We start from the raw sequence: 14,177 nt of genomic DNA on the forward strand, positions 1-14,177 counted from the left end.
TAACCCATTAAAGATGTATCATTATTTTTGTTTATTTTGTTTAAATTTACTCCACATGGCATGGCTAAAAGTAAAAACAAGAAAAGAGATCATTCCTAAAATGACGAGTTGTTCCGTTAACGGTACTTCGTTTCGATGTTTATATAGCCAATATTGATTAAGAGGTTCATACAAAACTAGAATGCCAATACCTATCGCAATGATTGCGCTAAAAAGGACTGCAGCTGCAGCTGTATCTTTTGCTATTTTAGCTAAAGCACGATATTCCTTTGTTACTAAATCAACGGCAGCTTCCAACGCAGTATTGATTAATTCAAATGATATCACCACATTAATGATGATGACCACCACCATCAACTGTGTGGTAGATACACCAATCCACCAACATACCCATAACATCACTAAAGCGATGATATAGTGGATGCGCAGGTTGCGCTCATGCTTCAATGCAGCAAGCAGCCCCACATAAGCATAAAAAAAACTTTTCAAAAATGCTTTCATGATTTCACCTAGTGATACCAGCCTTGGTTAGCACAGCCTCTTGTTTTGCAAACATCAACTTTTCACTTTGCTCATCCTCATGATCATAACCGATCAGATGCAAAAAACCATGTACAAACAAAAAGCCGATTTCTCTTTGCAATGAATGATTATATTCTTCGCTTTGCCTTATTGCAGTGTGAACAGAGATAATAACATCTCCTAATAATGTAGACTCTTCCTGCTGATCATCTTCATCAAATATAAGTTCTATATCCTCTTCACCTTGTTCCTCCATCGCAAACGATAGCACATCGGTAGGGCGATCTATATTACGATACTGTTTATTTAATTCATGTATTGTATCGTCATCAACAAAACTAAGTGCCACTTCTCCATCGTTGATGCTTTCTTCACTTGCAGCAATGTGCAGCAACGTTTTGCACATTTCTATTAGTTTCTCATCAATGGTTATAGCTTCTTGACTATTGTTCCATTCTAATTGGACCGTCATTGAACTTGAACTCCCTTATGTTGAATTTTTTCTTTTTTCGGCAACTCAGGATACTCGATTCTTGAATGGAATATGCCTAACAGTGCTTCTTTTAAAGTTTTCCCAACCTGATCTAATTCTTTCAATGTAATATCACATTCGTTAAATTGATGGTCATCTAAGCGTAATTGAATAATGCTGTCGACCATTTTATCTATTTGCTCCATAGATGGATTACGTAAGGAACGAACTGCTGCTTCCACCGCATCTGCAACACCGATGATCGCTGCTTCCTTACTTTGTGCATTTGGTCCTGGATAACGATATTCTTCTTCTGTAATTTCAATTCGTTCACTTTCAGGTAGTTTCTCCTGCTCTTTTATCGCTTTATGATAAAAATATTTTAAAAGTGTTGTACCATGATGTTGCTCCGCAATATCACAAATTGGTTTTGGCAATTTGTACTCTTTTAGCATCTCCACCCCATCTTTAGCATGAGATACAATAATGGATTTACTTAATGCTGGTTCAATTTTGTCATGGGGATTTTCAATATTCACTTGATTTTCTATAAAATAGCTTGGACGTTTTGTTTTACCTACATCATGATAAAATGAGCCTACTCGACATAACAATCCGTTCGCACCTATTGCCTCCGCTGCCGTTTCAGACAAATTAGCTACCATCACACTATGATGATACGTTCCAGGTGCTTCGGTGAGCAATTTTCTAAGTAATGGATGATTCGGATTAGACAATTCTACTAATCGTAAAGTAGATAAGATACCAAAACATATCTCGAAAAACGGAATCAAACCAATCACAAGTACAGCGGTAATAATACCAGATGCAAATGAAAATGTCACCGCAAGTATAATCTCTTCTGTTGTAAAATCAGAACCGATAATGACCATAGAAGCTGTCGTCATTGCTCCGAAAAAAGCAATCCATAATCCACCTTTTAGTATTGCGGAACGTTGCATCGCTTTGTGCAAACAAAAGATAGAAACCACACTAACCACCATAGCTAAAAATCCGTATCGGTAATCAAAAATCAATATTTCTGGATTCACATTATAGATAATACTAGCAGTAATGCTGAATAAAATGGCAGTAATATAAGCTAAAGATCGATGAATTAATATCGTCGTTAACATACTACCCACTGCGATAGGTGCAATAAATCCTATCGTATAGTTATTAATAGATTGTCCAATTACTACAATATTCATAATAACTAGATTGATAGCGATAATAAGAACGAGCATCAGAAGTTGAGCATTGTTGGATTGAATAGGAAGTTCGCTTTGTCTAATGAAGAAAACAAAAGCAAGCACAAACAACACAACAACAATGAATAGACCGAGTTCAGACCAATAGTTTTTATCACTGCTTAAAAGATCCAACGCTGCAAGTTGTCTGTAAATTTCCTCTGTGATGACTTGTCCTTCTTTCACGATAATGTCACCTTTTTTAATCATTACTGGCTCCACATTATTCTGTGCTTCTTCCACTGCGATTATAGAAGCCTGTTCATCATAAAACGTATTAGGAACAATAGCAAATCTTGCTATCTCTTGCACCAGCTCTCGTTGACTTGCAAAAGACAACGTTGAAGCGTTGACAAGTTCAGCTACTTCTTCTCTAGCAGAATCGACATCTTCAAATCTTATTTGATCATCAAGTAATTTCGACACAATATCTTTTGTCACTAATTCCATATCGTTTATTTCCGCAGCTGTTAACCCAAGAAATTTAAAATACACGTCCGCTGTAATTAAATACTTGCTTTCTGTCAATTGAGCAGAAACTTGTTCATCTAACTGAACATTATCACTAATTTTATTTCGTATCGACTTTTTATACACCGACTCGTAGTGCTCATCAAAAAACGTTTGATAAATGAGCAGTTTATCATCACGCGTAAACGCTTCATCTGTATTTACTTTTTCTAATTGATCATAAATTTCTTCTATAAAATCATTAGCCGAAATCGATAACGTCGTATACTGCTCTTTCACAGCTGCAGCAGCGGCTTCTCTCGCCCTTTCTGTAGCCGTCTCATCTTCTAAATCCGTAGAAGATTTGATCGACATAGTGCTAACCGTATTCGGATCAATTTCATATGTAGAAGGGACGGTATGTCCAACTAAAGTGAAATAGAACATTAATCCTATAACGAAAAATAAAACAATACGAAGTAATATGCTTTGCTTCCAGCCCTGAAACTGAGAAATTTTTGGTAATGAAAAACGTTTTAACATATGAGGTCAATCCTCTCTTTACTCATCTTTCAAACGTATCGTATGCTTGTATAATTTGTTGTACTAATGAATGTCTCACTACATCTTGATCTGTGAAAGTAATAAAACCAATCTCATCTACCGTCCTCAACACTTTTTCCGCTTCCACTAGCCCTGAAAACTGATTTCTTGGTAGATCGATTTGTGTAATATCGCCTGTAATGACCATTTTTGATTCAAATCCTAGACGAGTTAAAAACATTTTCATTTGTTCTGGGGTCGTGTTTTGTGCTTCATCCAAGATGATGAAGGAATCGTTTAATGTTCTCCCCCTCATATAAGCAAGTGGTGCAACCTCAATAATACCACGCTCCATGGCCTTCTTCACTTGTTCCACACCAAGTACTTCATGCAATGCATCATAAAGAGGGCGCAGATAAGGATCTACTTTCTCTTGTAAATCTCCTGGTAAATAACCTAAACTTTCTCCTGCTTCTACTGCAGGTCTCGTTAATATAATGCGTTTTACCCTGCCTTCTTTTAATGCACGAACAGCAAGAACTACCGCTAAATATGTCTTCCCTGTCCCCGCTGGACCAATGCCAAACACGATATCTTTTTTTAAGATGGTGGACACATAATGGCCTTGTCCCAATGTTTTTGCAATAATTTTTTTCCCTTTATATGTTTTCATTATTTCTTGTTCATATAAGTCCAACAGTTGTGTTACTTGGCCTGATTGCGAAAGTTGAAGCGCATACACAATATCTCGTTCTTTCAATGTAATGCCTCTTCTAATTAACTCCAGCAATACATCAAATAACTGCTTTAACTGATTTGCCTCTTCCACATTACCTTCAATAACAAGCTCCTCTTCACGCGTATGCACGGACACTTGTGTATGTTGTTCTATTTGTTTGATAAACTTATCTTGTGGACCAAATAGCGCTAGTCCTTCTTCTACATTGGTGAGTTCTATTTTAATTTTCTCTTGTTCTTGTAGCGAATTCTTCAAATAATTTCATTCTCCTTGCTCTGGCGTAGTTTCAATGATCGTTTGTTCCACAACAATATCCTGTTCGACTTCAAAAAATACTTTCATATAAACTTTAACATTGTCCTGCTTTTGATGCAAAATGTTTTGTGTAATAATTTCTGCATCTGTACCAGCATATTGTATGAGTTCCGCTTTTGCCTCTTGCAATCCACGTTCACGCGCTTCCTCTAATGATATTTTATTACTAGTGGATTGACTCTCTCTTACCGTTTCATTTAGTATACCAAATGGAAGCGAATAATTTCTCCACGATAGTGTACTATATTCCAAATCACTTTCATATGTTTTAAATTCATCTCCACCAAAACCCCATATTTTTAATGTCCAATCTCCAAACCTCACGTATTTATTACTATCGCTGTTTCCTGTGTATGTTTTTACTTTTTGTTCAAGAGGAATGGCAATATCATACTCGTACCATACTAATCCTCTCACTTTTCCTTCAGCAACTACAATTTTATTGTTTTCCTCATCCCCCAGCACACCAGAAATAAGTATATCCCCTTGTTTCACTCTCATATTAGGTCTCACTTTAGGCGATCCTCTTTCCGCAAAAATTTCTGTAATAACTGCATCATGTTTCGCTACAAAGTGCCGGGGGTTTTTCAGTTCTTTTTGTTCTTTCAAAATGGACTCCACTACTTCTATTTTGAGCTTTGTCCCTTTCATCTCTACACCGATCCAACTGGTATCTGGCAGCATTTGCATAAGCTGAGCAGCAATCTCATTCACATCATCTAATCTAAATTTAAACTGATACCGGTGTAAACCTAGTTCATCAGCAGCTTCTAATATTTGATCTGTATGTATGTTTTCATTCCCATTGACCTCAACATTCCAAATCATTGCAGAGTTAATATATATACCTAAAACAAATAGGGCTACTCCCACCATTAAAAATTTTCTTCTCATCCATTTATGCAAAGTAAAAGGGAGTCCAGATCGTTTGATAATACGTGAGCGAGAGCCTGTCTTTTTTAAGAGCATGCGAATGTTTTTGTATTGAGATGGGGTCATATGCCATCTCATTTTGTCTGGAGCAATCTTCTTAATATTCCAAATGGAAATATTGGATCTCACACATTCGTTAATGAGGACGTCCAATAATTTACCGCTAATTTCGACCTCTATATATCCTGTTATCGTTTTGTATATTTTGTTTATCATCGCGCTACTCCCCCATTAGCTATCAAGATAACGGTAACCTTCAATTGTTCCCTCTAACATCATTTCTTCGCTTAAAATCGTTCTTATTACTAAATCTTCTCCTGTAACTTCTATTCTTCCATTAGGAATTTTTAGCAGTAATTTATTAGAAGTAAACTGAATAATACCTTCGTGATTCTCGATATAACATTGCATGTTTCCAATCATGGTTATTCTTGGCAAGTCAAACACTACATCTTCCGGTAAATCAAGCAGCCGAGTTGTCATTTTTTTAAATTTCTTATTGAATTGGCGCATATAGAGCCCCCTATACTAAAATACATACAAATACGCCTATACAAAAATATGCTTTTGTTATTACATTTATGTGGATGCTCGCAAGTTAATTTAAAAATTTAAAACATTAAAATAGTTATATAAAAAGGTACGCGAGGGGCGAAAGACATATGTATAATAAAAAAACCTTCCCTGATTATTCAAGGAAGGTTTTCTACCTGCTATATTATTTTATCTTCTTTCTTGCCATCTTCTTTTTGCTAACGGAGGACCATAAATCTCTTTCCATTTTAATCCCTCAGCAGGTGACAACGTATTTTCATTTCTTTGAACTGCCGGTTTTTGTATTCTCGAGTTCATTGTAATTTGCCCACGTCCGCTCATAGAAGTATTGTCACCCAGCACACTAGTTAATGGTTTGTATGCATTTTCTCTAGATTCCACTCTTTCTGTATATGCTCTAGATAATTCAGCCTCTTCCGTTGTGCTTTTATTTTCACCAAAAGGATTTAGATCTTCTAACACATCTTCAATCTCTTCTAACACCTCTTCAACTCTAGAAGGTTGATGCTGTGTAGGTTCATTGCGCTGTTGAGCTTCCTGTTGTGATCGTGATGGCTGTTGTTGTGATTGTACTACTTTCCTCTTCAACATATTGAAAATAACGACCGCGATAATCACAAACAGAAATGGAGAATTAAACAATGCTCCGACTAATTCAATCAAAATTTCAATTGCCATCTCTATCGTCATTACTGATCACCGTCTAAATTGTTATTATCTACTGCATCCTCTCCAAATGACGTGCGCATTTTTGTATCCGATTCAATGTTTTTCAAATTCATGTAATCCATTACACCAATATTACCAGTGCGCAATGCTTCTGCCATTGCAAGTGGAACTTGAGATTCCGCTTCCACAACTTTCGCTCTCATCTCTTCGACTTTCGCTCTCATCTCTTGTTCTTTCGCTACAGCCATCGCTCTACGCTCTTCGGCTTTTGCTTGTGCAATATTTTTATCTGCTTCCGCTTGATCCGTTTGTAATGTAGCTCCGATATTTCTACCTACGTCTACGTCCGCAATATCAATGGAAAGAATTTCGAATGCTGTACCTGCATCTAATCCTTTTCCTAATACCGTTTTAGAAATATCATCTGGATTTTCTAACACTTTTTTATGTGCGTCTGCAGAACCTACCGTTGTAACGATACCTTCACCGACACGAGCGATAATGGTTTCTTCACCCGCACCACCGACAAGGCGATCAATATTTGCTCTCACCGTTACACGTGCTCTAACTCTAACTTCGATACCGTCTTTTGCCATTGCAGCAACGACTGGTGTTTCAATGACCTTAGGGTTAACGCTCATTTGTACGGCTGTTAACACATCACGACCAGCCAAATCGATGGCTGCTGTTCTTTCGAAGCTCAACTCAATGTCTGCCCGCTGTGCTGCAATTAACGCATTAACCACACGGTCAACATTACCACCAGCTAGAAAGTGACTTTCCAGTTGATCTGTTGTTAAACCTAGTCCAGCTTTTGATGCTTTAATCATTGGATTAACGATACGGCTAGGTATAACCCTTCTAAAGCGCATTGCAACTAATTGAATGATACTAATTCTTACTCCTGATGCTAATGCTGCAATCCAGAGCATGAATGGAAAGAAGCTAAAAAATACACTTAAAACTAAAACACCAAGTCCGATAAATATTAACGTTGTAATCGTTGACGGATCCATAAATAAAACCTCCAAATTTAATTATTTTTTTGTTCTACAACTACTCTAGTGCCTTCTACTTCAATAACAACAATAGGCGTATTGGATGCAATAAATTCACCTCTAGTAACGACGTCAATTCTACGATCCTCAATTTTAGCTGTACCAGCAGGTCGTAGCGTCGTTAAAGCAACACCTTCTGAGCCAATGAGATTCGTCATGACAGGCTGAGATCTGTAACCTTCCTCACTCGTAAATTTGTTGCGTAAAATAAATTTATTCCAAATACCTCGATGTTTAAAATACTTAAATACTATAGCTGCAACAATTAAAGAAACTCCAAAAGCAATCGCTAACGATACAAATGCCACTTGAGGATCTTGTGCCGCAAGCATCACGCCAACAATAATGGAAATGACACCTGAAGCTCCTAGTATGCCGAAACTTGGAACAAATATTTCAATTAAGAGTAGTAAAATACCAGCAACAAATAAAATAATGTGTTCGATTTCAGCAAATCCAGCAATGTAATTGCCGAAAAAATACAATCCAAATGCAAGTACGCCGACAATACCAGGTACACCGAATCCCGGAGCAAGTAATTCAAACACAATACCGCCTAAGCCAATAATAAACAGCAGTGTAACGACGAATGGCTCACTCAATAATCCAGCTAACTTCTCCGCTACACTTTTATCGACTTCAACGACTTCTGCAGCTTCTAACTGCAAAAATTCGATTACTTCATCCAGTGTCGATAACTCTGCTTCCGCATATCCTACTTTGTTAGCTTCATTAGCAGTTAAGTTCACTAGTATACCTTGACCGTATACTTTATTTAATTCTGGAGACTCCACAACAAGCTCGTTATCTACCATACCTGCTGCGTAATCTGGATTTCTACCTCTTAGTTCTGCAGCTGAAGTCATTGCACTAAGCCAAGCAGATACGGTCTTAGGATCGTCAATACTTTCACCCGTCAAACCATTAACAATGGATGCTGAACCTATTGTAGAACCCGGTTCCATCACAATGTTTGTCGCATTTAACGAAATATACGCTCCTGCAGAGAGTGCTTTTTTTATAAAAGCCGTCGTTGGTACAGTACTGGAACGAATTCGTTCTCCAATAGCATAAGCACTTTCAATGCTTCCACCAAACGTATCTACTGAAAGTATGATATGTTCTGCATCGTTTTCCTCCGCTTTGGAGATGGCGCGATCGACATACTCTGCTAAGCCTCCGTCCACCGTACCTTCGATGGCAATGACATACACAGCATCAGATTGAGCTTCCACGTTTGTTGCGGGGATAATCATTATTGTACTTAGTAGTAATAACAACATCATTCCAAATGCAAATTTCCCCTTGTTCATTAATCTCATCATGTATTCACCCTTTCATTTACAAAACTTTATGCACAGTAATTTGCGGTTTAAATGGAATAAAATTATTATGAATGTAAACGATTACCACTATGCATAAATTGGGAAAATTAGAAGAATAATGACTCTACGACCAACCACATCGTAAACCGCCATAACATTTCTTCATCATAAGTATATGTACGGATAAGGTAAAACAAGGTTTCATTTTTCTATAAAATGAATGAAATGATTAAATGTTTATCATATTTTAAAAAAATGAAATGCACAACAAGCACCCTTTTGACAGGGTGCTTGTTTATTTATTGTAAATGTTGTTGTACTAATTGATTTACTAACTTTCCATCAGCGCGTCCTTTGACTTTAGGCATAAGTGCGCTCATCACTTTTCCCATTTCCTTCTTAGAAGAAACACCAAGTCCTTGGATGGTCTGTTGTACAATTTCCTTAATCTCTTCTTCAGACAACTGTGCAGGAAGGTACTGGGTAATGATATCAAGCTCTTTTGTTATTTTTTCTACAAGGTCAGTTCTACCAGCATTTTCAAATTCTTGGAGAGATTCTTTTCTTTGCTTTAATTCGCGATTTAAAACATCAAGCACTTCATCGTCTGTCAGCACGTACCCTTGGCCATTATTGATTTCTACATTCTTTACAGCGGCACGGAGCATGCGAATTACAGATAACGTAAACTTGTCCTGACTTTTCATCGCCAATTTCATGTCCTGCGTTAAACGCTCATTCAAGCTCATCTAATATCCTCCTAGAACTTTCTCTTGCGTGCAGCCTCTGACTTCTTCTTGCGTTTCACACTTGGCTTTTCGTAATGTTTACGTTTTTTAACTTCCGCCAAGACACCATCCTTGGCAATCGTTTTTTTAAAACGACGCAATGCAGTATCAATCGTTTCGTTCTTGCGAATTTTAGTTTCAGACACCAGCTTTCCCTCCCTCCGAGCAGACCGTCCGAAAAACAGACTCCAAGAACATTATATGTAATCCCAGTATACGTGTCAACTATCTAACTAGTTATACGCTTAATTTGGTTCCACCTAACAAATGAAAATGAATATGAAATACTTCCTGTCGTCCATCTTTTCCACAGTTATTGATTAGCCTATATCCACTTTCTTTCACGCCCAATTTCTCGGCTACTTTCTGAGCAGCCAGCATCATTTTACCGATAAGTGGCGATTGCTCCTCTGTTAAATCATTCATAGTAGCTATATGCTGTTTAGGTATAATTAAGGCATGTACTGGAGCTTTCGGAAATTTATCATGAAAAGCTATGAGGTCCTCGTCTTCATAAATTTTATCTGAAGGAAGTTGACCGTCACGAATAGCACAAAAAATACAATCCATCCGTTATCCCCCCAATCTATATGTATTCCATATCTATACCACTTTATGTGATGTGATAGTATGTTAACATTATATCATTATAATTGACTTTTTTGGTATTATACTAACGATGAAAAAGATAACTTATTTATTATCAGTAAAATGAGGTAAATGAGTACAACTCATTCCTTGTATTTTAAATACAATTACATCCTTTTTTTATGTGTAATTATGTTACAATCAAATAGACTATATAAGATAAAGGAATAATGGTTACAAGTTTACGACTCAGTAGCCACTCGTAAAGGTTGTCATATGGAAATTTCTTCATCTTATGCATAGCGGTAATAAGTTGATTGAACAACTTATTTAACATTATATTTATATTATATGAATAAATACATTCAGCAGGAGGCATAATCATGAATCCTTTAAGTGGGAAAAGCTTCATTCTACGCGTAGAAATGGATAAAGTAGGAATGAAGTTTGCAGAAATGGCCACAGCTATTTCTGAATTAGGTGGAGATATCGTTGCCATTGATGTGATTTCTACATATCAAACTACAACCATTAGAGATATAACCGTAACAACAGTAAAAACAAATATTATAGATCTAATCGTTAATGAATTGGAAAAAATGGAAGGTTTAAAAATTGTCAACGTTTCAGATCGCACCTTCCTTCTTCATCTAGGTGGGAAAATCGAAATTAAATCTAAAAATGCAATTCAAAATCGAGATGACTTATCGAGAGTTTACACACCGGAAGTATCCCGAGTTTGTATGGCTATCCAAAATGACCCTCAAAAGGCATACAGCTTAACCATTAAAAGAAATACCGTAGCTGTTGTTACGGATTCGAGTGCAGTCTTAGGTCTAGGAAAAATTCACCCTCATGCCTCTATGCCGGTCATGGAAGGGAAAGCTATGCTTTTTAAAGAATTGGCTGATGTTGATGCTTTTCCTGTCAGTTTGAGCACGAATGATACAGAAAAAATTATCGAAACAATCAAACATATTGCCCCAACATTCGGTGGTATTAATTTAGAAGATATTGCATCTCCAAGATGTTTTGAAATAGAGGAAAGACTAAAGCAAGAATTAGATATTCCTGTCTTTCACGATGATCAGCATGGAACAGCTGTTGTATTATACGCAGCTTTAATCAATGCACTTAAAACTGTAAATAAAAAATTAAGTGATGTTAAAGTTGTCATTTGCGGTATAGGTGCTGCAGGAGTAGCATGCAGCAAAATGTTGATGGCAGGTGGAGTAAAAGAAATCATTGGTGTGGACCGTGAAGGTGCATTAGTGAAATCTAAAACCTATGATCAACCAGTATGGAATTGGTACGCACAGCACTCTAATCCAAATGAAAATGAAGGATCACTTAGTGAAGTGCTAAAGGGAGCAGACGTATTTATCGGTGTTTCTACAGCAAACATCTTAAAAAGAGAAGACATTGAACGAATGGCAACCGACCCTATCGTGTTTGCGATGGCAAATCCTGTGCCAGAAATTATGCCAGAAGAGATCGAAGATATTGCTGCAGTTATTGCTACGGGTAGATCCGATTTTCCAAATCAAATCAACAATGTGCTTTGTTTCCCTGGGATTTTTCGTGCAGCATTAGATTGCCGTGCATCCACCATTAACGAGGAAATGAAACTTGCTGCTGCAGAAGCGATTGCCGGGGTCATTAGTGAAGAAGAAGTAAGTAAGCATTATATTATACCAAGTGTGTTTAATAAAAAAGTCGTGAAATCTATTCGACTAAAAGTCATTCAAGCGGCGATCGATACGGGTGTTGCCCGCAGAATTCCTCGTGATTTTCGCTCATAGTTCTGTTGAAAGACGGTACAAGTTGTTGAAACGTCATATAGAAAAAAGAGAAGTTCGACGAACGATTGAGCTTCTCTTTTTTTCCTTAACAATTTCACCAGTAATAAGGCAATAAGGCTAAGCCTGTTAGTGCTGCTAACGGAAAGAAAAATCTTCGAAAACGTGGATAGAAAAAACCAGGATAGCCATAACCAAACCCATAAGGATAACGATAAAATTGATTCACATGATAATTCCCACTAAATGAACGAGTCGCATTTTCATCACAGTTTGGGACAGCTAAGTATACATTCTCATCATCTATATTCTCTACGATCCCATCATAAGTACCGCCATTTGTTGTTTGTACCATAACATAACGGTGCATATACTTTTCACACAGTTTCTTCATCCGTTCTTTATTGTCCATCCTTAGTACACCTCCTATTCTAAGATATTCATCTATAGGCAGAAGGCTACTAATATTTTCTACGTAAAAATGTACATACAATGGGTTTGGAAGCTAAAGTTAATATAGCGTGGGTTAACAATATGAAAAGGAGGAAGGAACTTGTCTAGAAACACAAATAACAGAGCTAAGCAGAAACAAATGGGCAATCAACACGATGAAGAAACGGCCAAATCCAAGAAGAAGTAAGTAAAAAAGGATTTATGCTGTATACAAGCATAAATCCTTTTTTAACAACAATACATAGAATGAAAGTTTGAATCGTTTCTAATTCGCTAATTCGTTAAATCTACTACTGTAAGTTTTTAATCTCTTCTTCAGATAGCCCAGTAAATTTTTTAATCGTTTTGATATCAACATTTTCTTTTAACATTTTTTCCGCAATACCTTGAATTCCTTTTTCTAAACCTTTTTCAATTCCTTGTTCGATGCCTTTTTCAATTCCTTGTTCGATTCCTTGTTCGATTCCTTTTGCAATTCCTTTTTCCCAAGCTTTTTTCTCTATCGCTTCAAACACTTTATTCATTTCCATCACCTCCAAAAATTCATCAATTTGTTCATCGGATAAAAACTTGTGCGACATTGCTAATATCATGGCTAATATTCTATTTTGTATTTCCTCATTCTTTATTTTTCTAGCTATTTGCCCAGAATCAATAACTCTTTCCGAACGTGACTCGGACGTTTTCATCAAAGGAAGTAGTATAAGCTTTGCCAATTCTTCTTGCGAAAATTCTTCTTCGTTTTCTGCCTTTTTCATTAACTCAACAGTAATCATGTCTCCATCATAATTATTCAAAAATATATTACTTACATGATATGTGATGGAACCGTAGTTACACTCAGATTTAGCAGATAGAACGTCAGCACCATAAATGACTGCAGTGCGAACTGGCTTTTTATATTTATCATATAGTAATGCATCATACTTCATAAATCGATCTAAGTCCTCTTGTTTACTTGTGGTTTGAAACTCTAAATGCAAATACGTATCGTCATCAAGCAAACAAAGAAAGTCAACTTCAAGATCCGTAGTTTCAACAGTAATAATGTTAGTTGGGATCATTTGCACAACATGTCCGACATCTATTCCTATCGCATGCAAAAAATCGTCTTGAAATAACTCTGAGATACATTTAAAAACAATATCATAATTATTTCGGTGAATAAGATACGATGTTGATTTGTTTTCTTTCAAAATATCACCTTTCTTCTTCATAAACTATTATACCATTTCCATTATTCAAAAATCATATTTGTAAAATATATAAACTACCGCAAAACAAAAGAGTTTTTCATCGAAAAGGGTTTATGCTTGTATGCAGCATAAACCCTTTTCGATGAAAAACTATAACATTGTTATATGAAATATACTAATGCTAGAAATTAGACATAATTATAGATAACAAAATAGATGATAAAGATTACAATACTCGGTAAGCCTACGAATACAATATTTATAGACATCTTTACTCTTTCTCTTCTGTCCTCTCTGCTTTCTCCAGCAGTATTGGCCCTAATCTGATCTCCTGAGATAAATGCACCCAACAAAATACCTGAAAGCACAATAGCTCCTAAAGCAATCCATCCACTGCCTATAAGGATAAGCTGCATATCTTGTTTTATGCCGGCAACAATCATAACGATGACAGATAGAACAGCACCTATAAGTAAAGATTTTTTCAAACTCCACAGCCCCTTTTTCATTTGCAACAATTGT

16 protein-coding genes are annotated in these 14,177 nt (G+C 36.5%); 1 reads left to right on the plus strand and 15 read right to left on the minus strand.

Going from position 1 to position 14,177, the window contains the following annotated elements:
• Window positions 1-21: 21 nt before the first annotated feature.
• The 12 genes from D1Z92_RS12675 to D1Z92_RS12730 form a co-directional block, all read right to left on the minus strand.
• A complete protein-coding gene (locus D1Z92_RS12675; RefSeq protein WP_128896046.1) occupies window positions 22-501 on the minus strand; it encodes a diacylglycerol kinase family protein in 480 nt (159 codons plus the stop codon).
• Between the two features lie 4 nt (window positions 502-505).
• Window positions 506-994, minus strand: coding sequence for an rRNA maturation RNase YbeY (ybeY, locus tag D1Z92_RS12680; protein ID WP_128896047.1), 489 nt, complete (start codon window positions 992-994; stop codon window positions 506-508).
• Window positions 991-3,237: an HD family phosphohydrolase gene (locus tag D1Z92_RS12685; RefSeq protein WP_128896048.1), complete on the minus strand. Its 2,247-nt coding sequence runs from the start codon at window positions 3,235-3,237 to the stop codon at window positions 991-993. Before D1Z92_RS12685 ends, ybeY begins: the two co-directional genes overlap by 4 nt.
• Before the next feature lie 22 nt (window positions 3,238-3,259).
• Window positions 3,260-4,231 carry a PhoH family protein gene (locus D1Z92_RS12690; protein WP_128896049.1) on the minus strand — a complete coding sequence of 324 codons (972 nt, stop codon included), beginning with the start codon at window positions 4,229-4,231 and terminating at the stop codon, window positions 3,260-3,262.
• Between the two features lie 6 nt (window positions 4,232-4,237).
• Entirely contained in the window at window positions 4,238-5,440 is a 1,203-nt protein-coding gene (gene yqfD / locus D1Z92_RS12695) for a sporulation protein YqfD (RefSeq protein ID WP_128896050.1), read from the minus strand.
• A gap of 15 nt (window positions 5,441-5,455) precedes the next feature.
• A complete protein-coding gene (gene yqfC / locus D1Z92_RS12700) occupies window positions 5,456-5,737 on the minus strand; it encodes a sporulation protein YqfC (RefSeq protein WP_128896051.1) in 282 nt (93 codons plus the stop codon).
• A gap of 210 nt (window positions 5,738-5,947) precedes the next feature.
• Window positions 5,948-6,469, minus strand: a complete 522-nt coding sequence (locus D1Z92_RS12705) for a hypothetical protein (RefSeq protein ID WP_128896052.1) — start codon at window positions 6,467-6,469, stop codon at window positions 5,948-5,950.
• On the minus strand, window positions 6,469-7,464 hold the full coding sequence (floA, locus tag D1Z92_RS12710; RefSeq protein ID WP_128896053.1) for a flotillin-like protein FloA: 996 nt from the start codon (window positions 7,462-7,464) through the stop codon (window positions 6,469-6,471). Before floA ends, D1Z92_RS12705 begins: the two co-directional genes overlap by 1 nt.
• A gap of 17 nt (window positions 7,465-7,481) precedes the next feature.
• Window positions 7,482-8,831, minus strand: a complete 1,350-nt coding sequence (locus D1Z92_RS12715) for an NfeD family protein (protein WP_128896054.1) — start codon at window positions 8,829-8,831, stop codon at window positions 7,482-7,484.
• A 299-nt stretch (window positions 8,832-9,130) separates the two neighbouring features.
• A complete protein-coding gene (locus D1Z92_RS12720) occupies window positions 9,131-9,580 on the minus strand; it encodes a GatB/YqeY domain-containing protein (protein ID WP_128896055.1) in 450 nt (149 codons plus the stop codon).
• Window positions 9,581-9,591: 11 nt separating this feature from the next.
• Window positions 9,592-9,765 carry a 30S ribosomal protein S21 gene (gene rpsU / locus D1Z92_RS12725; protein ID WP_128896056.1) on the minus strand — a complete coding sequence of 58 codons (174 nt, stop codon included), beginning with the start codon at window positions 9,763-9,765 and terminating at the stop codon, window positions 9,592-9,594.
• 91 nt (window positions 9,766-9,856) lie between these two features.
• Window positions 9,857-10,189 (minus strand): histidine triad nucleotide-binding protein, encoded by a 333-nt coding sequence (locus tag D1Z92_RS12730; protein ID WP_128896057.1) that lies wholly within the window; start codon window positions 10,187-10,189, stop codon window positions 9,857-9,859.
• A gap of 398 nt (window positions 10,190-10,587) precedes the next feature.
• Between D1Z92_RS12730 and D1Z92_RS12735 the strand changes: the two genes are divergently transcribed.
• Window positions 10,588-12,009, plus strand: coding sequence for an NAD-dependent malic enzyme (locus tag D1Z92_RS12735; RefSeq protein ID WP_206099758.1), 1,422 nt, complete (start codon window positions 10,588-10,590; stop codon window positions 12,007-12,009).
• Window positions 12,010-12,103: 94 nt separating this feature from the next.
• On the opposite strand, the gene D1Z92_RS12740 is transcribed toward D1Z92_RS12735, so the two are convergent.
• The 3 genes from D1Z92_RS12740 to D1Z92_RS12750 all read right to left on the minus strand — a co-directional run bounded on the left by D1Z92_RS12740 (window position 12,104) and on the right by D1Z92_RS12750 (window position 14,143).
• Window positions 12,104-12,418 (minus strand): hypothetical protein, encoded by a 315-nt coding sequence (locus D1Z92_RS12740; RefSeq protein WP_128896059.1) that lies wholly within the window; start codon window positions 12,416-12,418, stop codon window positions 12,104-12,106.
• A 331-nt stretch (window positions 12,419-12,749) separates the two neighbouring features.
• Window positions 12,750-13,676 (minus strand): Rpn/YhgA-type helix-turn-helix domain-containing protein, encoded by a 927-nt coding sequence (locus D1Z92_RS12745; protein WP_128896060.1) that lies wholly within the window; start codon window positions 13,674-13,676, stop codon window positions 12,750-12,752.
• A gap of 167 nt (window positions 13,677-13,843) precedes the next feature.
• Window positions 13,844-14,143: a DUF5316 domain-containing protein gene (locus D1Z92_RS12750; RefSeq protein WP_128896061.1), complete on the minus strand. Its 300-nt coding sequence runs from the start codon at window positions 14,141-14,143 to the stop codon at window positions 13,844-13,846.
• Window positions 14,144-14,177 lie beyond the last annotated feature (34 nt).

Source organism: Longirhabdus pacifica (genome assembly GCF_004115085.1).
GTDB lineage: Bacteria > Bacillota > Bacilli > Paenibacillales > DSM-105158 > Longirhabdus > Longirhabdus pacifica.

Bases quoted from the DNA above. Each gene is read 5' to 3' on its own strand.
- D1Z92_RS12675 (WP_128896046.1), bottom strand. From the start codon at position 501: ATGAAAGCATTTTTGAAAAGTTTTTTTTATGCTTATGTGGGGCTGCTT.
- ybeY (WP_128896047.1), bottom strand. From the start codon at position 994: ATGACGGTCCAATTAGAATGGAACAATAGTCAAGAAGCTATAACCATT.
- D1Z92_RS12685 (WP_128896048.1), bottom strand. From the start codon at position 3,237: ATGTTAAAACGTTTTTCATTACCAAAAATTTCTCAGTTTCAGGGCTGG.
- yqfD (WP_128896050.1), bottom strand. From the start codon at position 5,440: ATGATAAACAAAATATACAAAACGATAACAGGATATATAGAGGTCGAA.
- yqfC (WP_128896051.1), bottom strand. From the start codon at position 5,737: ATGCGCCAATTCAATAAGAAATTTAAAAAAATGACAACTCGGCTGCTT.
- D1Z92_RS12705 (WP_128896052.1), bottom strand. From the start codon at position 6,469: ATGACGATAGAGATGGCAATTGAAATTTTGATTGAATTAGTCGGAGCA.
- floA (WP_128896053.1), bottom strand. From the start codon at position 7,464: ATGGATCCGTCAACGATTACAACGTTAATATTTATCGGACTTGGTGTT.
- D1Z92_RS12715 (WP_128896054.1), bottom strand. From the start codon at position 8,831: ATGATGAGATTAATGAACAAGGGGAAATTTGCATTTGGAATGATGTTG.
- D1Z92_RS12720 (WP_128896055.1), bottom strand. From the start codon at position 9,580: ATGAGCTTGAATGAGCGTTTAACGCAGGACATGAAATTGGCGATGAAA.
- D1Z92_RS12730 (WP_128896057.1), bottom strand. From the start codon at position 10,189: ATGGATTGTATTTTTTGTGCTATTCGTGACGGTCAACTTCCTTCAGAT.
- D1Z92_RS12740 (WP_128896059.1), bottom strand. From the start codon at position 12,418: ATGGACAATAAAGAACGGATGAAGAAACTGTGTGAAAAGTATATGCAC.
- D1Z92_RS12745 (WP_128896060.1), bottom strand. From the start codon at position 13,676: ATGAAGAAGAAAGGTGATATTTTGAAAGAAAACAAATCAACATCGTAT.